Here is a 24,260-nt window from a genome sequence, read left to right on the forward strand (position 1 = left end):
CCAGCCACAATTTTAATTTTTTATCATTCCCTTTTTATTGAACATATGCTACATAAGATTCATTAATAGCACCCTTTGTAGTCTTTGCAAAGAATGCATAGTCTATCCAGAAAAATCCATTGTCGCCCCATGTTTTACCCCATGAATTTTGTACCTTAAAGGCTTGTTTAGTATCGTCATAACCCACCACACAAATGGCATGCCCTCCTCTTACAGTCCCGGAATGACTTTTCCATATCCACTTGTTTGCAGAGCTTAAACTATCAAAACTCCCATCTACCGTAATTGCAATGACTATGGGTAAATTCATACTTAAGAGTGTCTTTACATTATTGATGTCTGTTTTGTCCACAGTGGCCCAAGTTGTAAATTTATGTGTACTTGCAGCACTTTTTTGAGTAGCATTTGGCTGTGTAGAGCACTCTGCATCTGTATATGGCATTTCATTCCAGCTGCAAACCCCTTGGTTTTTAATTAAATCTAATCCAAGGGATACATAAGTTCCATTAGGACAGCCGTTTATTTTTATTTGATTATATACATATTCCGGGCTTCTTGGATTAGTAACCCCTTTAAAATTATATTCCAGAATACTGGAAGCAGCATAAGCGGTAGCAAAGGCAACACATGAACCTTCCTGTCCTTGATCTACTATTTGAGGTGTGTTTGGAATAATATAGCTTGATGGAATAGAAGCTGCTACTGCTTTGGCTGATTTACCTTTAAATTTCAATGTTAAGGCTTCTATATCAGCTTTAGCATACGAATTATAAGTGCCCTCATCCACCAGTACGGCTCCTAATGAATGCTTTGCTTGGTTTTCCTGGTTAGGCTGTTGAGAATTTTGCTCCTCCTCATTTCTGTTACATGAAGAAAGAGATAGCATTCCGAATGCGATAGCGAATAGTTTTAGATTTTTCATAAATATGTTGTTTTAAATTAGTTATGTAAAAATATAAATTATTCACATACAATAGAAATATATTTTACGAATATGGCATTGTTTTAACTTTTTTATTGCATTTTTAATACAAAACAGTCTGTTTTTATTTGTTGTTATTAATTTTATTCATTTTTTTATGAATTTTAATATAAAAATTACAAAATGACGGATTTATTGTACATTATAAAGAGCTAAGTTCAAAGGCAAAAAGAGTTATAAAGAGTCTTATTATAAGTGATCTCAGATCTTTTGATTGCTCTTGTCAGTGGAGTGTTGCTAATACTTTCATAGCCTTTTTTTCTTTATCCGATATTGTTTTTAAAATTTCTGATGCTTCCTGGACGTATTTAAAATCCTTTGTCTCGCTCACTTTTTCAAATAACTGAGACACGGCAGTCCAGTTTTCTGCAATTTCTGAAAATGCTTCATATCCTGTTTGGAGTTGATTAATATTAAGCAATTCATAGCTTTCTTTCAAAAAATCCCGATACAGATTTCTAAACAAGGCTCCTCCAGTTCCTGCTTTTTCCATCATCATTGCTGAAAGTCCAAATTCACTTTCAATATCTTTACTGGTATGAAACCATTTGACAATTTCAGTACTTGTTTTCAAAATCCCTTTGTAAGAAATATTTGTAATGGGTGGATTTAGATATTCATTAGTATTATTTCTGATTGCTGTTAGTATTGCCTTTTTCAGATTGAATTTTTGGTTTGTTTTCTTTATGGTATAATAAAGATTTTTAGATGCCATAGGCCCTTTTTCAGCCCTGGCCAAAGCCAGGCTTTCTAAAGACGTTTGTACCTGGCCGCCTTGCTGTCTTGTATCTATGAGAAAAGCATTTTGATCATCATACCCATAAATAGCAGTATAATGGCCTGCAAAATGAAATGGGTTTGAAAAATATTCCAGATGGTAGCAATCCATCTTTAATCCAACAGCTTGTCCTTTATCAAGAAGTTCTTTTACAGAAGTCCAGGCTTTTTGGGGAGAAGAAGTTTCTTTAACCATTAATTCCAAATTTAGGTTTCTGACTATATTTTGAGTAAGGATATCAGGTTTTACCCGCCCGCCAATGAATGGGAAATCCATAGTTTTCATATTCCAATAGATAAAGCCAAGGCCTTCACCCAACCCGAAAAGCATGGGCTCGGAAAGTTCAATTCCTAGTTGGAGTAATAGAGTTCCTGTTGCTGTGGTTTCGCAATGCTGTCCGTTAAATGGTTTTAAGTTTTCTATTTTCATTTCAGTGATCAGGTTATTAGCTTATTGATGTCGAAAATTACTTAAATATCACAATATAATAAAAGTCTTATTTATATTTTTTGATTAAAAATTAGATAAATAAACAGCTGATTTGCTGATTAAAAACAGTGTTTAAAATTTTTTGAAAAATATAATTTGCATGTATGTATTTAACTACGTAGTTTTATACTTTAAAATGAAAACACTATGAAATTACAAATTCAGCCTATAGGAAATGCTTATTCGGAACAGCTTATTGATTTGATTTTAACCATTCAGCAAAAAGAGTTTAATATCCCTATTACTGCAGAAGATCAGCCTGATCTGAAACAGATAGAAAGTTTTTATTACGAAGGTGGTGGGAATTTTTGGGGAGCTTTTATAGATGGAGAGCTGGTAGGCTCTATCGCGTTAGTGAAGTTTGGAGAAAGGAGAGGAGCGCTTAGAAAAATGTTCGTGAAAAAAGAATTCAGAGGCAGAGAACTGAATATTGCTCAAATCTTATTGGATACTTTAATTGCTTTCTGTCGTGAAAATGGTATTGAGGACTTATATTTGGGTACTATAACAGTATTGAGAGCAGCCCAGCGTTTTTATGAAAGGAATGATTTTACAAAAATCGAAAAAGAAACCCTTCCGGAAGGTTTTCCATTAATGAGTGCTGATGATATTTTTTATCACTTACATATTGACTGAACATGAATGTTATTAACGAAGCAGGAATTCTTGCCTTATCTACAAGACTTCACCGTCTCAGTGAACAGCTGAGAAAAGACGGTGCTCTTATCTATAAATCTTTTGGAATTGACTTTGAGCTGAAATGGTTCCCGGTAATCTTTACGATCTACAAAAAAGAAGGAGCAAGTGTAGTAGAAATTGCCAATGAAATAGGGTATACTCATCCCTCCACAATAACCTTACTCAAAGAGCTTGAAAAATTGGAATTGATACAGTGGGAAAAAGACAAACAAGATGAACGTAAAAGATTATTTAAGCTCACCCTTAAAGGAAAAGAGCTTATTGAGAAAATGAAACCGGTATGGGAACTCATGGCGAAGGTATTAGGAGATATTTCTGATAATAAGAATAACCTGTTGGCAGCTATTAATGAAGCAGAAGAGAAGATTGCCAATCAGTCTTCATACCAAAGAGCTTTACAGCTTAAAAATTCAAAATAGACATTTGTATAATATAAAACAAAACTATAAAACAATGACAATGATTAGAAAAGCAGTTCATGAGGATGTTTTTCAGGCCGCTCAGGTACTTGAAGAAGTAAAAGCAGACATGTTGAATCAAGGAATTGACCAATGGGATCAGGAATATCCTAACATAAAGGTTCTTACAGAGGATATTGAAAAAGGAGAAGGGTTTGTTTTTGAAGAACAAGGAAAAGTACTGGCTTATATGGCCCTTAATGAATTATGTGATGAAGAATATAATGATCTGAACTGGACTACTCCTACACCATTTATTGTGATTCATCGTTTGTATGTAAAGCCTACAGCACAAGGAAAAGGGATATCGAGCAAAATGATTCGCTATGCAGAAGATTTTGCGGTTCAAAACCAATATCAATCTATACGTTTTGATGCTTTTTCTTTGAATAATACCGCTAATATTGTGTATACTAAAAAAGGATATGAGCTGGTTGGAACAGTCCGTTTTCGTAAAGGAATATTTAATTGCTATGAAAAAGCTGTGAAATAAATAATAGATCACACTATAAATAAATTAACACCCATGTTGCTGATTATCTGAAAGTAACATGGGTGTTTTGTTTGGTAAAGACATAAAAAGCTTTAATAGAAAGACTTTTAAAAATTCATTGTCGTAGTTCTACTACAATTTTTCAAATAATAGGTAATTCATTTTGACGTGAATATTTAAGGTTATATATTGCATTACCAAAATCACCGAAAAAACTTATGGAAAATTTTAAAAATCACTCCTTTAAAAAAGTACTGTCAGGTACTTAATGTGGAATTATTTCTTAGTAATTCCAACCGAACCCATCTCAGATCGATCGTCAAGTAAGCCTGTTCTAGAGGCCGTGCAGGCTACAGATTGTAAATAGAGTGAAAGGGTCTTACCTGCAAAGGTTGAATATCCAATGAAGTCATACACCAAAAACAGATATCATGTTTCAGGAACAGAATAATCTTCCCAAACCGGAAATAGATTCAGACAAGACAGGTCTTGGAAACAAAATCCAGGAGAATAAAAAAAATGAAAGAAGTAAAGAAAGTTGCTTCCAAAGTGAATAATGCAGTGAATGTGGTGAATACAGGCAAACAATTCCTGAATCAGCCTTTGCTGCCGAATGAGCCATCCATTATTAAAGAAAAACTATGGGCAAAGCAGCCTACATCAAGAATATTTAATGCAGATAGTATTCCGGAAAGTGCCATTGCGGGAATCAATCGCGTTGTAAAACTTGATATTCATGTGGAAGGCAAGCCGATAAAATATTTCAAACACTTTAACCTCACCCAAAGCACTACCAAACATCATGAGTTTGAACTCATTCTGGCGCATGATACTTTGGGGAGTGCAGAAAATCATAATCTTGAAGAAGTACAGAATTTTCTTGGGAAAAGGATTACAGTAGTATTCAAGTATAAAGATGTAGAGGGTGGGGCTGAACGAAATTTTGTGGGGGTCATCACAGAAGTCGGATTCAGTCAGGAAAAAGGAAGCCTGGGAAATCTTATATTATCAGGATTCAGTCCAACCATCCTTTTGGATGCAGCTCCTCATATTCAAAGTTTTGGAGGAGTACAGCCCATGAGTTTGAACAGTATTGCTAATGAAGTCATTAAAGAAGGGCTGGGGCAAGGAAAATATGATTTCAGGGTAGACGCCCGTCAGGGAAATGTATCTTACAGTTGTCAATACGAAGAAACTCATTATAATTATCTGGCAAGAATCGCAGAAGCTTACGGGGAGCAATTCTTTTATGACGGGGAAGTACTGCATTTCGGACAGCTGCCTCCACAGGAAAAACCTGTGATGCTGACCTATGGAAGTAATCTCACGGACGTTAAAATTAAAATGAGAGCCCAGCATGTTAATCCATCATTCTATGGATACAACAGCAGCAAAAATGAGAAATTTAAAGGCGGAAGTTCAAAAATTAACCATACTTCAGATATCGCCAAGCGTGCCTATGAAATCTCAGAAAAGACTTTTCAGACGCCGTCTTTACGCGTTGCACCCATTAAGGCTGTTTCTTTTATGGATATTGATGCCTCACAGAAAGGTGCTGCGGGAAGCAAGGCTTCAGAAGTTTTTGTGACTTCAGGAAATACAACTGTACCATTCCTTTATCCGGGCTGTATTGCAGATATAGAAATGCGTAAATCAGATACTAACGATACCGGATATTTTACCAAGCTTATGCTGATAGAGGTAACCCACCAGGTGGATGCCCGTGGATATTACGATGGATCTTTTCAGGCAATAGCTGCTGATACCGGATTTATTCCAAGACCGGAATTTACTGTTCCGGTGGCAGAACCTCAGTTTGGGAAAGTAATTTCCAACACAGATCCTGAAAACCAAGGCCGTGTACAGGTCCAGCTTGATTGGCAGAGTGGGCAGGATACAACGGAATTTATCCGTGTGATGTCACCAGATGCCGGCAGCAGCGAAAAAGTAGGCAAGAACCGTGGCTTTATGTCTATTCCCGAAGTGGGAGATCAAGTGATTGTGAACTTTGTACACCTTCATCCGGACCGTCCTTTTGTCATGGGCGGAATGTATCATGGCGGAATTGGAGCTGGTGGCGGTACAGGAAATAATATCATGAGTTTCAGCGGCAGAAGCGGTGCAGAATTGAAATATGACAATGGTGCCGGATCTATGAATCTTAAAGATCAGGGTGGTGCCAATATGAATTTTGACGGAACCGGAAATGCAACCACTAACGCCAATAGCAATCATACCGTAAATGCAGGAAGTACCAATGTAATCAACGTTGGGGGTAAGAAAGATGCTCCACCACAATCCTTATTAAAAATGGACGCCGGCGGAAATATTACCCTTGATGGAAAAACAAGTATCACTCTGAAGGTAGGAGATAATTCTATTACCATATCTGAAGCAGGAATTATGGCATCAGCAGGAAAAGGAATCATTGATATTACTGCACTTACCGGTGCACTCGGACTTTCAAGTAAAGGAGGAGCGATGAATATTAGCACAGATTCTCCACTTACAATTAAAGGTGGGCCAAGCGCTGTAATGTCTTCCGGAGATACCAATATTATGTAATTCTAAAACAGAAATCATGGATGAGTTAGAATACATAACCCTCAATGCGCTGATGATGTGTGATCAGGGAGCTGCCCCGGATTTCTTTAAACCTACGTTCAATACAAAGGTGAAGATCCATGGCTGTCTTGTGGCTACCAATCAAGATGCTGCTCCTCTGATTAATATTCCATCCTTTAAGGTATGCAAAGTCAGTGGTGGTCCTTGTGCACCAGCCACCGTTCCCATGACCTGGCAGGATACCTGGCAGGTAAAAATTAACGGAATCAGATCTTTGATAGGGAAAAGTACCTGTCGATGTCCTGTGGGTGGAAAGATAGAATTTATGACGAGCGGACAGGTTCCTCTTCCGGACGATGCTGCTCAGGAAGTAAAAGATATGCAGGATCAGGCACAACGCGAACTTGATGACAGCGGACATGGAGACAGTGTAGGGGAAGCGGGCTTTGTAGAAGGGATGATCCCCGTTTGGGGGAGCGGCCGTGATCTTATTAATGATATACAGACCGGTGATGGCTGGGGAGCTGCCATGAATGCCGGATTTTTAATCTGGGATGTAGCTTCCATTGCGGTAGGAGTGGTTTCTTTTGGAACCGGAACGGTAGCCATGCAGGGTGCAAAAGCCGGAGTGAAAGGCGCTATCAAAGCCGGTGCAAAAGCCATCTCTAAAGAAGCATTGCAACAGATGGGAAAAGCAGCACTTAAAAAACTGAGCAAAGAAGCCTTAAAGAAAAGTGTAGACGATATCGCTAAAAAGCTTCTTAAAACCTGTGTTTTTGCTTGTTTTCCGGCTGGAACACCTGTTCATACTGAACATGGAATTAAAAATATTGAAGACATCCGCATTGGAGATATGGTCTGGGCTTATGATGAAGATACAGATACCGTAGCCCTTCAGCCGGTGATTGATTTAATCACCAATGAAAGTGATCATACGATTAGTATTTATACGGAAGCTGAAGTTATTGAAACAACGGCTACCCATCCTTTTTATACCAATGGTGAATGGACGGATGCTTCAGAATTGAAAGAAGGAGATAAAATTCTTTTGCGTGACCAGCAAGAAGGTATTATACAAAAGACAGAATTCAATTATACCCCTCAGAAAGTCTATAATTTTGAGGTAGACCACTGGCATAATTATTTTGTAGGGAATTCAGGGGTTCTAGTGCATAACAGTGGAAAATGCTTAAGTAAAATGGCTGATGAAGCTGCTGAACTTGTTGCAAAAACTTGGGATGACCTCGCGAAACTTAAACATTGTTTCCCTGCCGGAACTTTAGTGAAAATTGATGAAAATAATGGTTATGCAGCTATTGAAACAATTTCAGTAGGAGACTATGTTACAGCTTTTGATCAGGATAAACATACGGAAGTCTTAAAACAGGTTACCGGAGTGTATGTAAATCATACGGAAAGTCTTTGCAGACTGTATATTGGAGATGAAATCATTGAAAGTACATCAGCCCACAGGTTCTGGTCAGTAACGCATTCTGACTGGATTAATGCAGAAGATATTGAAAGCGGAAATCTGTTGATGGATGCCACCGGAAAATCTATTATTGTAGAAAAGACCGAAAAAATTGTTGGAAATTTCAAAACCTATAATCTTGAAGTTGACGAAGTACATAATTATTTTGTGTCTTCACTTGATATTCTGGTGCATAACGGAAAGTCTTATCCAAATTCAGTTTTTCATGATCTCACCCCTAAACCCACAAAAATCTACGGTATTGTTGATAAAAAAACGAAACAAACTGTTTATGTTGGAAAAAGTATACAAACAGAAGGCAAAAGACTGTCTCAACATCTCCTTGAAAAAGGTTTAGACCCTAAAAGATATGGAATTAAAGTATTGGAAAAAGGAAACTGGAATGCTTTTCAAACAGCAACGAGGGAACAGTATCATATATTACAAAACGGCACTAAAGTTTTGAAACCTGGCGCCGAAATACGAAATAAAATAAATGCAGTATCAAAAAGGAAATTTAATTATTTTAGTAAGTTTATTAAATGTCCGTAATTAAAAAATATGAAAAAAGAAAAATTAAATCAAGGAGATCTATTTTATTTACAACTTGAAGAGTCTGATAAGTTTATTTTCGGGCAAATTCTGTTCGATGTTGAAAAACAATATTTTACACCCTCTATTGAACAAGATGAAGAATCATACTTTGATGTCTATGAAGAATGTCAGTTAATAAGAATGTATAAAGGAATATATGATAAACCGGATCTTCCTGAACATTTGGAAACATTAATAGATGGGGTTTTTATTTATAGGATTGATTCAAAAGCGAATAGATTAAAATGGGGAAAGGCAGGGCATTTAAAAATAGATTATCAATCTGTTGAATTTCCTGAAATTATTGGAGATGCTTATGGAAGTATTCAGTTGTTAAGAGGAGAACTTCATATTAAAACTCAATACAAGGATATTAATGATTTTGAAATTAGCTGGAGTGCAGAATATCCTGAAGTATTGGCTAATGAGTGTGTTCATTTACAAGGACGTGAAGATTTGGTTTCTGGAGAGCATTATAGCGATAGTTTTAAAGAAATGGATTTAAGAAATTTTCCTGAATTAAGAGATAAAGTTTATAGAGACTTGAATTTAGATCCAAATATAAGTTATTATGAATTATCTAAGGAAATGGGATTTGATTTAGCCAGATTCTATGAACATTAATTTTAAAATATAATTATGGGGGCTTGGGGATATAAGAACTTCGAAAATGATACTGCTGCAGATTGGTTTGCAGAACTGAAGGAATCTCCGGATAAAGAATTAGTGATTCCTTATCTCACCAAAATTTTGGATGAAGATGATTTTATAGATGACGAAGAGAGCTTTATTACGTTAGCAATACTTGAAGCACTGAGTGGTCGTTTGAAACTGATTTCCACAGACTACATTTTGCCGCAGTTGGAATCTTTAGATACGATTCTATTAGCTCAAATGGTTATAAAAGCCTCCAAAAAGATCCTTTTCTTTAAAGAGCATTCAGAAGTAAGAGAATTATGGGAAGAATCTGATGAATATCACCAATGGTTTAATTATCAGGTTTCTTTAATTATGAAGCTCGATAATTTTTATAGCAACTATAATTTTGTTGATGAAGAAAATAACGATCCGGTAATTGAGGAAGAGTGGACGAAATATATAAAAACCAATTTTTCGTAATGTATAAAACAGAATTTTCGAAGTATAACGGACTTATGGAAAAGATAATGGATGAACAAACTACATTAGAAGTTCATTTATCAACGGAGTTTAGCCAGAATGTTCCAAAGAAGTTTTTAAAATATACCCCAGATGAGTGGGCTAGATATGCTTTTGAAAATGAACTTGAATATAGTATTAACTATTATAAATATGAAAAACCTTATTGTCAAGTTACCATTGATTCTATGAGTATAAAATTAAATTTTTACGATAATAATATACTTAAGCATAATCTAATGATAATCTTTTCTAAAGGTGAGATAGTTAAAGGAGATCTTGAGGTATATAATAACAATAAAATTTTTTTTAAACAAATTTCTTGGTATGGTGATCTGGGAAAAACACTCTTATTCTATTCAAATAAAAAGAAAGACAATGTTTTTTTGAAGGAATTTGTAAAAGAAAATGATAAAACAGTACTCATCGAACAATTCGGAACTGCAGATTTATCCAAACATTGGTTGGATGCTCCTAAAGATTATTTAGACTATGAGTCATTATTGGACTATCAGAATCTTTTTAATCAGCTCCCGGCAGTTTTGGATCAAAAAAGCTTTAGAACAAGTCATTAATTAAACGGTACAGGAGTCAAAATAAAGTAATGAGTATTTCAAATTTCTTTTTTGGGGAAAATATTCCTCTTCTTCAACTTGAAAAATTCTCGCAGGAATATACCCTGAATGTGGAGAATACCTTTCTGATGGGTAAGGAAAATCCCCCAATTTCTTTAAAAACCTCATCTGAACTGTTTCTTGACCAGCAGAAAGAATCAGATCTTATTTACAACAGGATAAAGCTTCTGCAAATCACAGGAGATACAGACAATCATACAATGAAGCCTTTTTTACTGCAAAGTCTTGCCCTTGCAGATATTTCGCGTAATCTTTATATCAAACGAAATTCCGATGGGAAGATACTTTCTGTTGAGAATAAAGATGAGCTTTGGAAAAGCTGGGAAGAATGGAAGGAAAACAAGCTACCAGCTGTTTTCCCGGAAGAAAAAGATCAGATTAAATTTGTTACCAATTATGAAAAAGGACTGAAAAGTTTTGAAGGAGAATTGAAGAAGAACCTACAGTATATTCTTCTGTTACCGGAGGTTTACAGTCTTATATTTCCACCTAATGAATATTACAGCTTTCTATCCAGCTCGTTGAGTATTCGCTCCAGATTAATGCAGGGAGTAGAGTATAGCTATCAGCTAAAACTGGTGAAACTTGAAGAAGAAAACAACACCCTTCTTGTAGAATTTCATTCCGTGCTGAACAACCGGGAAGAACTCATTAAAAGTCATATCAAAAAGCTTTATGAAAATGAGAAGGAATTTTCTATTGACCAGTTTGAATTCAGTGTCAAAACCAAATACAATTTTGAAAAATCAACCGGTAAGATCATGAATGCTGAGCTTCATTTCACAGAAAAAATGCATGAACATCTTGCTTATCTGATTGATATGGATTTAAGTGTTAAATTGGTTGAGCAGTAATGATATTGATTATGGGATGAAGAGAAGATTGTTGTTTTAAATATAGTTTATCTTCTTCTGTGAGTTCATTGGTTCCAAGTCCAATACCATTCCATGGCTTTCCGTTATTTGGTTTGTTGCCCAATTCAATAGATTCAATTTTAATTTTTTTGTGAAGTCCTACAGTTGTTAAATCCATCAATTGGCCTGGATGTATTTCTCCTTCTACAATTTCCCCAAGCAGATAAAAACTTCTGTTGGTAAGCTGGAAAACACTGTCGATTTTAAATTTGGCCATCAGATTATGCCAACTGTATTGGCAATATCGGCATTGCTTTGCATAAGGAGTTCGGGCCAGTTTATTACATTGAGGACAGGTATTGAAAAATACTTTTTCTGGAGTTTCAGCTAATATTCGTTGTGCTGTATTGCGCTCAAATTCATCAAAACCATTTTGGAGTAAGGTAATGATTTTATGATCAGTATTTAACCAGCCTTTATCTGTCAATATTTTTCTTAATTGAGAATTGGTAGAGGTTTTATAAGTGTATATGTGGTGTCTTAATGCTGATTTTTCATCATGAGTCATCAGATTACTGAAATAGGTTACAATATAATATATAGTTTCTTTGTCCATTACAATAGAAATGGTTTTTCGTCTTGTCTAATTTATCACTTATTTCTTTACAAAATAGGAGAGTGTAACAACATCTAAAAGAAAAGAACCCGTCAAAAGTGACGGGTTCATGTTTTATATTCAATGGCATCATTAGAATCTGAAAGTCGCAGCCACAGACCACGTTCTTCCGAATCCTAAGAAACCTGTATTGGCATCTGCAATACCCTGGTAAACTCTACCAGCTTCCTGGTATGTTTTTCCTTTATCCGGACCAGAACCAATTTTATCAGTAGCGTGGATATTAGAACTTAGTTCAGAAATATAATATTTGTTGAACAAGTTGTAAACGTTCGCTCTTAATGTTAATGATTTTTTCTGACCGATTTCAAATTTGTAACTAGCACCCACATCAAATAGGTTGTAGCTTGGTAATTTTACAATTCCTCTTTCTCTGTCAGCCTCTGTAAGGAAGTTGATAGGGTTGAACTGCGCATATAATTTGTCATAATATTCCCAGTTTGCATCAACACTGAATGCTTTGGTAATGTTATAATCAACTCCTAAGCTTGCTGTTGTTTGGGCAGCATCTCCAACTTTCAGATCTTTAATATTGATCATCCCTGTTGTTCCAGCCACTTCTTGGTTGCTTTGAACATCAAGAATGTTGAAGTTAGCATTTCCTTTGTATTTCCAGTTTCCAAATGAAACCATCCCTCTTAGTCTAAGGTTAGCAAAAGGTCTTGCTTTCGCTTCCAATTCAACACCCTGGTGAAGTTGTCCAACGTTCAGAGCATTATAGAAATAAGCGTTTCCAAGTTTTAATTGAGAGAATTTAGCAACATCTGCAGCTCCTGCATTGAATGTTCTTGAAATGAATCTGTCATCCCACTGCGTTCTGTACGCATTGATGTTAACATCTATATAACGGGATTTGAAGCCATATCCTAACTCTAAAGAGAAAATTCTTTCATTCTTCGCATCATTGTAGATATTCTGGTTAGAAGGAAAGAGAGCATTAAATAACGGCTGTCTCGAAATAACTCCTGCATTGAAAAATACATTATGATGATCATCAATATTATAGTTAGCTCCTCCTTTTACAATATAACCTGTTTTGTGATACCATTTGGTTTCTTGGTTACCAGGAGTATACAACATATAGTCTCTTCTCTTGTAATACTGCTCAGAAACGGATGCCTGAACAGATGCACTTAGTTTTTCAGAACTATATTCAACCATTCCATAGATACCAGCCCATTTTACAAGACCTTCGTTATAGATAGATACTTTTTGAGTATTACCTGTCTTCGTTAATGGTTCCGGTTTTACTGTACGGTCAACATAATACCCGTTTGGAGCATTTACTGTACTTTTAACAAATAAGGCATCAGATCCTAGCAGATCAGTAGTAATATCATAAAGAGCTCCTTTGTAAGTCTTAAGGTCTATTCCTCCGTTAAATGTCCAGTTATTCTTTTTATAATTAAGATCAGCAATTACTCCGTACCAGTCATGAGCATTAATACTTTGCTTTCTAACGATACCGCTGGTTCCGTTTAAAGTAGCTACATTTTGTCCATTATAATCAGCAGGGGAGCCGGTAGGAGCAACAAAACCTGATTTTTGGAAAGTATTTCCGTTATAATCTGTTACTGCACCTCCTCTGTTGTAACGATAAATCATATCCCAATTAATGGTGCCATCTCCACCTGGGCCAGAGTTTGTGAAGTTCATGACATCTTTGTTGCCGTTTACAATGGAGCCATTAAGTCCGGTACCGCCGCCGCCACGTCCCCAAGAGCCGTAAACAACGGTGGATAATTTCAGGTTGTCATTAATATTCCAATCCCAGTTTAATGAAGCAATTGGCTTATGGTAGAAGTTTGGTGCTAAATTAAATTGAGAACCATTCAGCATTCCTGTTTGTGGATTGTATCTTCTTCCATACGTTTCGAACTGCTGCAAAGTTGCTACATTAGCTCCGGTTGCTGAAGATCTTCTTGTATCGTGTACCTGTGGTGCCCCCGTTGCAATGAAATTGAACGCGTGTTTTTCATTAGGCTTAAATCCTGTAGAGAAAAACCATGAATATCCTTCACCTTTAGTTCCGTTGATATAACCATCGCCTTGCCAACGGGAAAGTAATACGGTAGTTGCCCATTTGTTTTTCAACCCCGAAGAGTACATCGCTGAAAGCTTTGAGTAATTGTCGTTACCAGCTTCAGCCTTAATCATTGCTTTCTGCTCAGAATCGGTAGCTTTGGTCACAATATTGATTGTTCCCCCAACAGAAGGAACTACAAATTTAGAAGCTCCCAAACCTCTCTGAATCTGAATAGAGCTTGCAATATCTGCTAGTCCAGTCCAGTTAGACCAGTAAACGGTACCTCCTTGCATATCATTAACAGGCTGCCCGTTGATGATTACCGCAATATTGGCACCATCAAAACCTCTCATGTTAATTCTACTGTCTCCAAATCCGCCACCTACTTTAGTAACGTATACTGAAGGGGTAGACTTCATAATTTCAGGGAATTCTCTGTTTCCTAGTTTCTCCTGAATTTCAGCTGCCTTAATGTTGGAAACTGCAACAGGTGTTTTTCTCTCTTTGGCTGTTTGGGAAAGGTTTCTACCTACCAACATCACCTCATCAATAGATTTAGATTTTTCTAAAGAATCCTTCGTACTCTGCCCATAATACAAGGCGGCCGTTGGTAATACAAGCGCTATAAGAAGTCGCTTTTTTAAAATAATGCTCATGAAATAAACTAGCGTGTTTGATTTTAAGGCTGCAAAGATGAAACTTTATTTTTTAATTAAGTATTAAATCTTTTTTAAGCAATTTTGTAAACGTCGAAGACTGAGCATGATTGCTGGTTATTTTATGATATGTTAACTTTATTTAACACTTTAATTTGTAGTTTGTTAGATAAATAATTTTAACCGAAATGAGTATGTTCTGATGATAATATAAACATTTATTTTGTAAAAAATATTGAGAAATATCAGTATTTTTATACAAAATATAGATTTTTTATATATTAAATCTATATAAAGAGAATTATTGTATTTCATATTTAATTCATATGACATAATCTGTATTCAAATAGTAAAGAGTAAAGTTTTTATAATAGCTCAATAGAGGATTGATATATTATAAAAGATAGAATCTTCCGAAAATTTGATACTTTTATTGTAAAGACCCCGACTCTGGTTCATAGTGGGTGTTGTGAACTGATTTTTAGGTCTTTTCAAAAATTTAAATAATATTTATGCTACCACTTACGGAGATATCACAATGGAAGAAATTAAGCAGTGCATTTAATAATTCAGAAGAGATCCCTGAATTGCTCCAAAAGCTATCTGAAACATTTGATATCGATCTGATGATTGAAATCACTACTGAGTACATAAGCCATCAGATGAGTTTGTATGAAGTAACATTTGCAGTCTTTCCTTATCTTATAGAGTTGATTGAGAAAACAGAAGACCATGAATTTAAATTGGAGACTTTTCTTTATACAATGGCAATGTTTTCAGAATATGGCGGTGATGAAGAAATGGATTTTATTTTTTTGGATAGTAAATGTGATCCGGAAAAGATTGTAGAAATAAAGAATACATTTAATAATTCCTTTGGTAAATTAAATCAGATAGCTGTTCTGCTGGAATTGGATATCCTGAAAAAAGACGAATATGATAAAAGGCACTTTCTGACTGCTTTAGCTGTTTCCAATAGAATATTTGAGGTATCATCTGTTTTATGGCGATACAGTGAGAATGAAGAATATATATGCACCTGTCCAAGCTGTGGTGAATCCTTAACTTTATGGAATGAAAATGATAGGCTTGTTCAATATAAAGAAGACCCTGTTTTCGTAAAAGATCAGGAAAAGTTTTCTGTTGAACCTGCAGTACTCTCAAAAGCAGAATATTCCAAAGCAATCATTTCGGAAAAGAATTACCAGTGGCTTAGTTATTATATTGATAAGTTTGAAGTGGAATCACTCAGAGTAATCATCAACTATTTATTTGGTAAGACAATCTGTGGATATTGTTATACAAAATTTGAAATTTTTGAAAACATTGAATAAGGTTATGATGATACTTTTTTAAGACACTATACCACCATTGAAGATACATGATTCTTTCTGTACTACTGAGAGTTGGTTTCCTATTCTGGAATCTATGGTGCAAAAACTGTTTTTAAGCTATTCTGGCGGTGTCTTACCGAGTTTTAATGAGTGTGGTGTAATAGTGATAAGTGCCTTAAAGTAGCTTAAAATCAAAATGATTGGCTTTACCTGTCTGTGGCAGAACCAATCATTTGAAATATTTTTTTGAAAATAGTAAATCTTTTCCTTTTAGAATAGATTATTTAGCAGACCAATCATAACTGTTATACCCATTGAGTCCTCCAAACTCAATCTTTTCTATTTTCATATTTGAGAAAAACTGAGAAAAATTGTTGTTCCATTCCCCATGATATTGCTTTACCATATTTTTAATTTGAGGAGGAATTTCATCTTCAAAGGTGATCCAAATCACGGGAATTTGATAGCTGTTATCTAATGCTGGTTTATCCATATTAGAATCACAAAAATATAATCTTAAAATATAATTCTTAATCCCAATATCTGTTTTGCTTCCATATCCTAAACTTACAATATTTATATTTTTATTAATGAGTTCAGTGTTGAATTTGGAAAATTTCTGCCCATAGAATTGTGTTTTATTAGTGGTAATTGTATTCAGTTTGGGAGCTACTTCATTGTAAAACTTAATGTAGTCGTTTATGGATAAGGATTGAGCTTTATTGTTATGCATAAAAAATACGCTTATCACCAATACGCTTTTTAAGAAGATGGATTTCATTAATTTTTGTTTAAAATGGAGTTGTTGTAATGATCTCACTATGGCTAAAATGAAAATGATTGGCTTTACCTGTCTGCGATAGAGCCAATCATTTGAAATATTTTTTTGAAAATAGTAAATCTTTTCTTTTTAGGATAAATTATTTAGGAGACCGATCATAATTGTTATATCCGTTGAGTCCTATAAATTTTATTTTCTCTATTTTCATATTCGAGAAAAATTGAACAAAAGCATTATTCCACTCTCCATGATATTGCTGTACCATGCTTTTAATTTGAGGAGGAATTTCGTCTTCAAAGGTGATCGAAATCACAGGAATTTGATACCTGTTATCTAATGCTGGTTTATCCATATTAGAATCACAGAAATATAATCTTAAAATATAGTTCTTGATCCCGATATCTGTTTTACTTCCATATCCTAAACTTACAATATTTATATTTTTATTAATGAGTTCAGTATTGAATTTGGAAAATTCCTGTCCATAGAATTGTGTTTTATTAGTGGTAATGGTATTCAATTTGGGGACAACTTCATTGTAAAACTTAATGTAGTCATTTATGGATAAAGATTGGGCTTTATTGTTATGCATAAAAAATACGCTTATCACCAATGTGCTTTTTAAGAAGATAGATTTCATTAATTTTTGTTTAAATTAGAGTTGTTGTAATGATCTCACTATGGCTAAATGAAAATGATTGGCTTTACCTATCTGCGGTAGAACCAATCATTGTAGATGCTGTTTTTGAAAATAGTAAATCTTTTCCTTTTAGAATAGATTATTTAGCAGACCGATCATAATTATTATATCCGTTGAGTCCTACAAATTTTATTTTTTCTATTTTCATATTTGAGAAAAATTCAACAAAAGTATTATTCCATTCTCCATGATACTGCTGTACCATGCTTTTAATTTGAGGAGGAATCTCATCCTCAAAGGTAATTGTTATCCAGGGAATTTGATACCTGTTATCTAATGCTGGTTTATCCATATTAGAATCACATAAGAATAATCTTAAAATATAATATTTTTTTCCAGTATCTGTTTTGCTATCATAATCTAATCCTACAATATTTATATATCTTTTGTTGAGTTCAGTATTGAATTTGGAAAAATTATGCCCATAAAATTGTGTTTTATCAGAGGCGATTGTGTTTAGGCTGGGAACTACACTATTATAAAATGCGATGTAGTCACCCACGGTAACTGATTGAGCCTTATAGCTGTGTGTAAAAAATATACTTATTACAAATAAGCTTTTTAATATTGTTGATTTCATATTAAATATTTTAAAATTTATTAGGGACATTTTGATATTTTTACTCCTTCCTTCACTTTCCCACCACTATATGGAATAGTTATTTCTGAGATTTCTGCATTTATTCTTTTGAGATTTCCATTAGCGTCTGCTTTAGCAATACTAATTCCTGCATTATATTTATCCAAAATATAAGCCATTGCTACAGCTCTGCTATCATAATCTTCATCTGATGTATCAGTAAATGTACCCGAAGAATAATACTTTTTTGCCTTATAAAATTCAGTTCCCAACAAACTTTCGTCTTTAAATGAGCGACTTTGAGTGTCATAATTTTGATCTTTAGAAAATTGCTTAAGAAATTCCTTGGCCAAAGAAGCATCACTAATTACTAAAGCGTATACTTCTGCAGTTCCTTCACTAGAATTACCATACACAAAACGATATTTCAGATTAGGACTATCATTAAGGGAAGTGATCATGCTGTATAAATCTCCCCCTGAAGGATTACCTCTACTCCCTGAATGAGAATGGCCATCCCCAATGTATGTGTTTTTTAGTTGTGAAGATGGAATTGTTCCTTTATCGGCATTTTGTTCTACAGCTTCTGTTACCTCGAAATCTCCATTAGGTTTTTCACCTATGGCTACTGTCCATTCATTAGAAGCTTGAATTTTTCCTTTCAAAGCGAGGTCCATTTTTTTTTGTACTTCACCGCTTTTCAGAATTGTATTAGCATCACTCATAGAACTCTCTGCTTCTTTACAAGGATTTCTAGCGGGAGGTGCCTGACCGCCGCCGCCACCACTACCTGTACCTCCATATGAAGGTCCACCACCACTCATACCGCTTCCAAAACCATTATGGTCGACATAGGGAAAGGTAATAGGGCCCTGGCCAGGAGAATCAACAACAATTACAATTTCTTCTATAGCTTGCTCTTTTTCTCTGCTTCTTGATGTTATAGAGGCTGAATTATAATAGTTTTGAAACTTTGAAATGATACGTTGTACTTCAGGTGTATCATCTTTTGCAACTGTAAAATTTACCCAATCTCTTTGCGGATTTATCACCCCAATTAGAAAAGCATTTACTTTATCATCTTTCATGATAGGGTAGGCAATAACTTTTGAAGTTTTTCCGTACGTTAAACTTCTTATTTCAAAATAAATGTCACCTACTTCATTCTGGAATTTCTGAGCAAAAGCAGGATTTTTGTTCATAAACGCCTGTATGATTTCTTTAAACGGCTTATGATAACTGGTGTATTCAGAGTTGTTTTTTTGTGTATTTTTTTGAGTAGTTAAGTTGTTCTCAAATCTTACAAAGGCTTCAATTTTCTCTCTTTCAGTTCTTTTTTCTTCTTGCATTGTCTCATCTGTTCTACAAGAATTCAAAAAAAATAGAGATACTGTTATTACCAACAGTAACCGTAGAATAATTTTTTTGTTCATCGATTGTTATAATTTTTTTAGGTTGGCAAAATTAAAAATATTTTTTATTTCACAAAGTATAGATTTTTTATTTTTTTTAGATTATTTTTCGCAAAAGTACATTTGCGAAACGTCAGAACTTGACGTACTAAAAAAACTTTTTTTACTACCCAATTTGAAATTGTGGTTGGTTTGATTAGAGAATAAGTTGTATGGATATTTGGGTATATATTGGTACTATGTTGCAGATTTTTTATACCTGTTTATTCATGGGAGTTGTATAAAAATAAAGCCCTGATTGAAACTGAATCAACCAAGGCTATTTTTTAGAACTTAATCAAAGTATTCCATGTGTTACTTAGGTTATCTTTCCACCTCTTTGATGGTAATTTTTTTTGCTAAAATGTCTTTTTCAGAAAGAACTTTCTTAGTTGAAATGTTTTCCGGATTCGGGTAAATGAACAGATCAGAATAACTACATCCGTTCGGCATTTGATTTTTGAACATATATTGTATTAATTATTTGGTACACGATCGAGTACACGATTAATACAATTACAAGAATTGAAATATATAGCAAACCCTTTATTGGGCGTGGTTTGCAGTAGTGGAGAATACGGGATTCGAACCCGTGGCCTTTTGACTGCCAGTCAAACGCGCTAGCCAACTGCGCCAATCCCCCATTTTTGAAGCGATACAAAAGTAAGTATTTAAATGATATGTACAAATATTTGTAAGAATATTTTTGAAATTTAGTGGTTAATGGAGTTTTTAATTACTCAGGACTATAAAAAAACATTAAACTCAACTTTTTTATTACCTATAAATAAAATGGTCCCACATAATAGAGGCTTGTTACTAGAGTACTTCGGTTGAAGTTTTATCAACTATTGCAATAAAACTATTTTTCAAAAGCTCAGATGGATAAATGAACTGTTCTCCATTATTGTTTCTGATAACTATAGCTGCCTGCTCATTGTTTAAGCATCTGTCAATTTGTTCCTGCATTTCATTAAGTTTTCCAGGAGCTACATCCAACGTGTATTTTCCTGTAGAGTGGGTAATCTGAACAATTTTTTCTTTCATGATTAAAAATTTAAGTCTTTCAAAGATAACTTTTTTCCCTTAAGTGAGAAGAAATGTAATGGGAAACAAAGATTTCTTAAAAATACCGCTAAAAACTAAGAGATAATTTTACTTTTTGTAGCTTTATAGGAGTAATCACATCCTTTGTTTAAAAATCATTTAATAATTAGATAAAAGGTCTCTTAAACTATAAATTGATAGATTAAAGCATGAATAAATTGATAGCTGTCTCTTTGCTGATTTTTGTAGGATGCCATAAAAAAGAAAATAATAAATTAAACCAGCATAATCCTGCACAGGCTGAAGAAATACGATCTTTAGAAGTAATCAATTTTGGTGGTAAGCTGGGGGTGTATTCAAGAATATCAATAAATCAGGACTCTGTACATTACAGTCATAAGATCAATACTGAGTCCCACAAGATGGAGTTTAGCCATAAAATTAAGACAGAAGATTGGAAAAATATAATAAACAAAATTGATCTGAATGCATTTAGAAATGTAGCAGAAGGGAAGAGTATACAGCCTATGGATGGTATTGATACAAAAATTATGATCATAAGCAATAAGGATACGCTTTCAAAAATAAATGCCTATGATAATCCCATATGGGAGAGTATATTAGAAAATGTACACCGATATCATCAAGAATAGGATTAACATCATGCTGGGTTTCACACATGACTATAATTTTTACCTACTTTTGCTTCAATAGCTGATAAAAGTAAAAACAAAAACATTTCATGTCTCAACAAACCAAAGCCACGGCCATAGGATTCTGTGCCATTCTCCTATGGTCTTCCATTGTAGGGCTTATTAAAGAAGTAAGTCATTCCTTTGGAGCCACTGCAGGGGCAGCTTTAATATACACTGTAGCTTCAGTGTTTTTACTTTTTACCTTAAAATGGACTCCTTTGTCAAAATTCCCAAAGAAATATTTGATAGTTGGGGGAGCGCTTATGGTATCTTATGAGCTTTGTTTAGCCCTTTCCATAGGATACTCAACCAATAACAGACAGGCTATTGAAGTGGGAATGGTTAATTATCTCTGGCCTACATTCACAATGGTGGCAACTATTCTTTTTACCCATAAAAAAGCCAACTGGCTGATTGCTCCGGGAATTATACTTTCCATGTTAGGAATTGTCTGGGTATTGGGCGGAGAGCAGGGATTGGATATTTCTCAGATGCAGGCCAATATTAAAACAAACCCATTAAGTTATGGATTAGCTTTTATCGGAGCTTTGTTATGGGCGGCTTATTGTGTGGTAACCGTTCGCATAGCCAATGGGGTAAACGGAATAACATTATTTTTTATGATGGTGTCTGTTGCATTATGGGTCAAATACTTAATTATTGGTGATTCCGGCAATATGCAAGTCAACCTTTCTTCAGTCATATATCTTTTGCTGGCTGCATGTGCCATGGGATTTGGGTATGCAGCCTGGAATATTGGAATCTTAGGTGGAAACGTTACTGTTTTAACAGGTGCATCCTATTTTATTCCTGTTTTATCATCAGCATTGTCTTCCGTTATTCTATCTACAATATTAGGATTGTCTTTTTGGCAGGGAGCTGTTATGGTTTGTGCAGGTTCTGTACTTTGCTGGCTGGCCACAAGAGAACGGAGAACCCAATCATAATATTGATTCCGGATATCACATCAGCGTATTATACTCAAGGGGAAATAATTATTTTATTTGTGTTCCTGTTAAAATTTTAAATGATCAGTTATAGAATATCAAACTATCAATTAGTTTATGTATTGAATAATTAATGTATTTTTAGAGTTCTTATAAATAAACTAATAAAGATATGATGAAACATAAATTAGCTTTACTCAGCACTGTTATCGTCTCCTGCATGAGTGCACAGCAAAAGAATACTCAATTACATCAGATTTTTGACCAATACTATAAAGAATCAAATGTATTGAGCCCATTGAATGCAACCTTTAACGGTATTGATGGCTATAATGATCAGCTTCCCGCTGATGATGACAATCAGCTCAAAAAGATTCATGACTTTTATGTAAAATATACTAATCTTCTGAAGCCTTTTGAAAATCAGGCTCTGAATAAAGAAGACCGTATTTCACTGGCAATTTTAGAAAATGATATACAAATTGCGCTGAAAATAGAAAAGTATCATGAGGAATATATGCCTATCAACCAGTTGGGAAGTATTCCTACCTATATGGCAATGTTGGGTTCCGGTACCTCGGCACAGCCTTTCAAAACAGTAAAAGACTATGATAATTGGTTGAAACGCTGTCAGGCGTTCTCAAGATGGACAGATATATCCATACAAAATATGCAAAAAGGCATCAAAGCAGGAGTTGTTTTGCCAAGATCTTTAGTCGTGAAAGTCATTCCTCAGTTAGAGAAACTTGCAAAAAATAATGATCAGTCATCTTTTTATGAACCCATTAAGAATTTTCCAAAGGATTTCTCAAAAGAAGAGCAGAATCGCTTAAAGAAAGACTTTAAAGATATTCTTGGGAAAAATATTTTCACTTCTATGCAGAAACTGGCAGATTTTTTCCAGAATGAATACCTGCCAAAGGCCCGCTCATCTTCGGGAATCAATGTTTTCTCCAATGGAAAAGAAATGTATAAAGACTATATTTTTTCAATGGTAACAGTGGATAAGGACCCTGAAGAAGTGTACAAGCTAGGTTTGTCTGAAGTGGCAAGAATTACTGCAGAAATGGAAACAATTAAGAAATCTATCGGTTTTAAGGGCTCACTCCCTGAATTATTTGAATTTATGAAAACCGATAAACAATTCATGCCTTTCAAAACAGATAAAGAAGTGTTAGAAGCTTATCAGAATGTTCATGACAAGATAAAACCTAACTTATCGAAGTATTTCGGGATTACGCCTAAAACACCTTTTGAAATTCGTAAAACAGAAGAGTTTAGAGCTGCCTCAGCTTCACCGCAATATATTCCGGGAAATCTTCCAAGTAACCGTCCAGGGATTTTTTATGCTCCTATTTTAGACCCTGCAAAAATCAACATCACCAATATGGATATGGAAAGTGTATTTTTACATGAAGCCATTCCCGGCCATCATTATCAGATAAGCATTCAATATGAAAATACCTCTGTTCCGGAGTTCCGACAAAAGTATACAAATGGAGCATTTGTAGAAGGCTGGGCATTGTATACGGAATCTTTGGGAAAAGATTTGGGAGTTTATACCAATCCTTACCATCAGCTGGGAGCATTAGGCACAGAGATGCATCGTGCTATCCGTTTGGTAGTGGATTCCGGCTTACATACAGGAAAAATGACACGCGAAGATGCCATTAAGTATATGTTAGATAACGAACCTGTTTCTGAACAGTTTGCTACGGCTGAAATAGAACGTTATATGGCCAGCCCTGGACAAGCACTTTCTTATAAAATCGGAGAATTGAAAATAAAAGAACTACGTGATAAATACAAAATTCAGTTAGGTTCCCAATTTAATATTAGGGATTTCCATGATACTATTCTGAAAGGTGGGGCAATGCCTCTCACTGTTTTTGAAAATTATATGGATGACTGGGCAAAAAGTATCAAATAAAATACTGAACTTTTTATAATTTGCATATGAATAGATAAGACTGATCCCGATCAGTCTTTTTTATTTAATCTTTTTTTAAAGTGTTTAAATATCTGTAGCTGGATTTATTGCTAACAAAAATAATAGTCCTTCATACTTAGCAATAATCTGAGTAGTTATTTTTTTAGATTCTTCAACGTTGTCTTTCGCATGAGTCAGCAGGTATTCCGGATGGAGATAATTTTTTTTATTTCCTCTTTAAAATGAGGAAGAATGGTAAAA

At 34.7% G+C, this 24,260-nt stretch carries 24 protein-coding genes and 1 tRNA gene; 14 read left to right on the forward strand and 11 right to left on the reverse strand.

The genetic code is table 11. The features are described from left to right. Positions 1-34: 34 nt before the first annotated feature. Positions 35-922 (reverse strand): C1 family peptidase, encoded by an 888-nt coding sequence (locus tag CHSO_RS12585; protein WP_052480584.1) that lies wholly within the window; start codon positions 920-922, stop codon positions 35-37. Between the two features lie 283 nt (positions 923-1,205). Next, a complete protein-coding gene (locus tag CHSO_RS12590) occupies positions 1,206-2,189 on the reverse strand; it encodes a BtrH N-terminal domain-containing protein (RefSeq protein ID WP_045496397.1) in 984 nt (327 codons plus the stop codon). 207 nt (positions 2,190-2,396) lie between these two features. Here CHSO_RS12590 and CHSO_RS12595 point away from each other — a divergent pair, with 207 nt between their 5' ends. From CHSO_RS12595 to CHSO_RS12635, 10 genes are all read left to right on the forward strand, one after another. After that, the gene (locus CHSO_RS12595; protein ID WP_045496399.1) at positions 2,397-2,885 is read left to right on the forward strand and encodes a GNAT family N-acetyltransferase; all 489 of its coding nucleotides are present in this window, start codon (positions 2,397-2,399) and stop codon (positions 2,883-2,885) included. A gap of 2 nt (positions 2,886-2,887) precedes the next feature. Continuing rightward, entirely contained in the window at positions 2,888-3,367 is a 480-nt protein-coding gene (locus CHSO_RS12600) for a MarR family winged helix-turn-helix transcriptional regulator (protein ID WP_045496402.1), read from the forward strand. A 40-nt stretch (positions 3,368-3,407) separates the two neighbouring features. Further along, positions 3,408-3,899, forward strand: coding sequence for a GNAT family N-acetyltransferase (locus tag CHSO_RS12605; RefSeq protein WP_045502452.1), 492 nt, complete (start codon positions 3,408-3,410; stop codon positions 3,897-3,899). A gap of 431 nt (positions 3,900-4,330) precedes the next feature. After that, a complete protein-coding gene (locus tag CHSO_RS26425; protein ID WP_262483749.1) occupies positions 4,331-4,456 on the forward strand; it encodes a hypothetical protein in 126 nt (41 codons plus the stop codon). Further along, the gene (locus CHSO_RS12610) at positions 4,419-6,464 is read left to right on the forward strand and encodes a type VI secretion system Vgr family protein (protein WP_084220977.1); all 2,046 of its coding nucleotides are present in this window, start codon (positions 4,419-4,421) and stop codon (positions 6,462-6,464) included. The genes CHSO_RS26425 and CHSO_RS12610 overlap by 38 nt, the downstream gene beginning before the upstream one ends. 16 nt (positions 6,465-6,480) lie before the next feature. Continuing rightward, positions 6,481-8,487, forward strand: coding sequence for a polymorphic toxin-type HINT domain-containing protein (locus CHSO_RS25040; RefSeq protein WP_084220978.1), 2,007 nt, complete (start codon positions 6,481-6,483; stop codon positions 8,485-8,487). 9 nt (positions 8,488-8,496) lie between these two features. Continuing rightward, positions 8,497-9,153 (forward strand): hypothetical protein, encoded by a 657-nt coding sequence (locus tag CHSO_RS25045; protein ID WP_052480586.1) that lies wholly within the window; start codon positions 8,497-8,499, stop codon positions 9,151-9,153. Positions 9,154-9,168: 15 nt separating this feature from the next. Further along, positions 9,169-9,648, forward strand: a complete 480-nt coding sequence (locus CHSO_RS12625) for a DUF4259 domain-containing protein (RefSeq protein ID WP_045496404.1) — start codon at positions 9,169-9,171, stop codon at positions 9,646-9,648. A gap of 35 nt (positions 9,649-9,683) precedes the next feature. Then, positions 9,684-10,262 carry a hypothetical protein gene (locus CHSO_RS12630; RefSeq protein ID WP_144428913.1) on the forward strand — a complete coding sequence of 193 codons (579 nt, stop codon included), beginning with the start codon at positions 9,684-9,686 and terminating at the stop codon, positions 10,260-10,262. A gap of 29 nt (positions 10,263-10,291) precedes the next feature. Further along, the gene (locus CHSO_RS12635) at positions 10,292-11,176 is read left to right on the forward strand and encodes a hypothetical protein (RefSeq protein WP_045496409.1); all 885 of its coding nucleotides are present in this window, start codon (positions 10,292-10,294) and stop codon (positions 11,174-11,176) included. Here the strand turns inward: CHSO_RS12635 and CHSO_RS26105 are convergent. Both CHSO_RS26105 and CHSO_RS12645 read right to left on the reverse strand, forming a co-directional pair. Next, a complete protein-coding gene (locus CHSO_RS26105) occupies positions 11,157-11,792 on the reverse strand; it encodes a hypothetical protein (RefSeq protein WP_185114270.1) in 636 nt (211 codons plus the stop codon). The two genes, CHSO_RS12635 and CHSO_RS26105, sit on opposite strands and share 20 nt — an antisense overlap. A 132-nt stretch (positions 11,793-11,924) precedes the next feature. Then, positions 11,925-14,534, reverse strand: a complete 2,610-nt coding sequence (locus CHSO_RS12645; protein WP_045496411.1) for a TonB-dependent receptor — start codon at positions 14,532-14,534, stop codon at positions 11,925-11,927. Between the two features lie 512 nt (positions 14,535-15,046). On the opposite strand from CHSO_RS12645, the gene CHSO_RS12650 reads away from it, so the two are divergent. Further along, on the forward strand, positions 15,047-15,868 hold the full coding sequence (locus tag CHSO_RS12650) for a hypothetical protein (RefSeq protein ID WP_045496413.1): 822 nt from the start codon (positions 15,047-15,049) through the stop codon (positions 15,866-15,868). 280 nt (positions 15,869-16,148) lie between these two features. Here CHSO_RS12650 and CHSO_RS12655 read toward each other — a convergent pair whose 3' ends face one another. The 7 genes from CHSO_RS12655 to CHSO_RS12680 all read right to left on the reverse strand — a co-directional run bounded on the left by CHSO_RS12655 (position 16,149) and on the right by CHSO_RS12680 (position 20,427). Then, positions 16,149-16,649, reverse strand: a complete 501-nt coding sequence (locus CHSO_RS12655) for a hypothetical protein (RefSeq protein WP_045496414.1) — start codon at positions 16,647-16,649, stop codon at positions 16,149-16,151. Positions 16,650-16,788: 139 nt separating this feature from the next. Beyond that, complete coding sequence (locus CHSO_RS12660) at positions 16,789-17,289, reverse strand: hypothetical protein (RefSeq protein WP_045496416.1); 501 nt, start codon at positions 17,287-17,289, stop codon at positions 16,789-16,791. Positions 17,290-17,428: 139 nt separating this feature from the next. After that, complete coding sequence (locus CHSO_RS12665) at positions 17,429-17,929, reverse strand: hypothetical protein (RefSeq protein ID WP_045496418.1); 501 nt, start codon at positions 17,927-17,929, stop codon at positions 17,429-17,431. 20 nt (positions 17,930-17,949) lie between these two features. Continuing rightward, a complete protein-coding gene (locus CHSO_RS12670) occupies positions 17,950-19,278 on the reverse strand; it encodes a hypothetical protein (protein WP_045496420.1) in 1,329 nt (442 codons plus the stop codon). Positions 19,279-19,704: 426 nt separating this feature from the next. Further along, positions 19,705-19,848 (reverse strand): hypothetical protein, encoded by a 144-nt coding sequence (locus CHSO_RS25960; protein WP_171817646.1) that lies wholly within the window; start codon positions 19,846-19,848, stop codon positions 19,705-19,707. Positions 19,849-19,949: 101 nt separating this feature from the next. Continuing rightward, positions 19,950-20,023 (reverse strand) — tRNA-Ala (locus tag CHSO_RS12675). Positions 20,024-20,199: 176 nt separating this feature from the next. Next, positions 20,200-20,427, reverse strand: coding sequence for a hypothetical protein (locus tag CHSO_RS12680; protein WP_045496422.1), 228 nt, complete (start codon positions 20,425-20,427; stop codon positions 20,200-20,202). A 209-nt stretch (positions 20,428-20,636) separates the two neighbouring features. On the opposite strand from CHSO_RS12680, the gene CHSO_RS12685 reads away from it, so the two are divergent. The 3 genes from CHSO_RS12685 (at position 20,637) to CHSO_RS12695 (ending at position 23,999) form a co-directional block, all read left to right on the forward strand. Beyond that, the gene (locus CHSO_RS12685; protein WP_045496424.1) at positions 20,637-21,080 is read left to right on the forward strand and encodes a hypothetical protein; all 444 of its coding nucleotides are present in this window, start codon (positions 20,637-20,639) and stop codon (positions 21,078-21,080) included. An 89-nt stretch (positions 21,081-21,169) separates the two neighbouring features. Then, positions 21,170-22,069 carry an aromatic amino acid DMT transporter YddG gene (yddG, locus tag CHSO_RS12690; protein WP_045496426.1) on the forward strand — a complete coding sequence of 300 codons (900 nt, stop codon included), beginning with the start codon at positions 21,170-21,172 and terminating at the stop codon, positions 22,067-22,069. 172 nt (positions 22,070-22,241) lie between these two features. Further along, positions 22,242-23,999, forward strand: coding sequence for a DUF885 domain-containing protein (locus tag CHSO_RS12695; protein WP_198408382.1), 1,758 nt, complete (start codon positions 22,242-22,244; stop codon positions 23,997-23,999). The last annotated feature ends 261 nt before the right edge of the window (positions 24,000-24,260 follow it).

It is taken from the genome of Chryseobacterium sp. StRB126 (assembly GCF_000829375.1).
GTDB lineage: Bacteria > Bacteroidota > Bacteroidia > Flavobacteriales > Weeksellaceae > Chryseobacterium.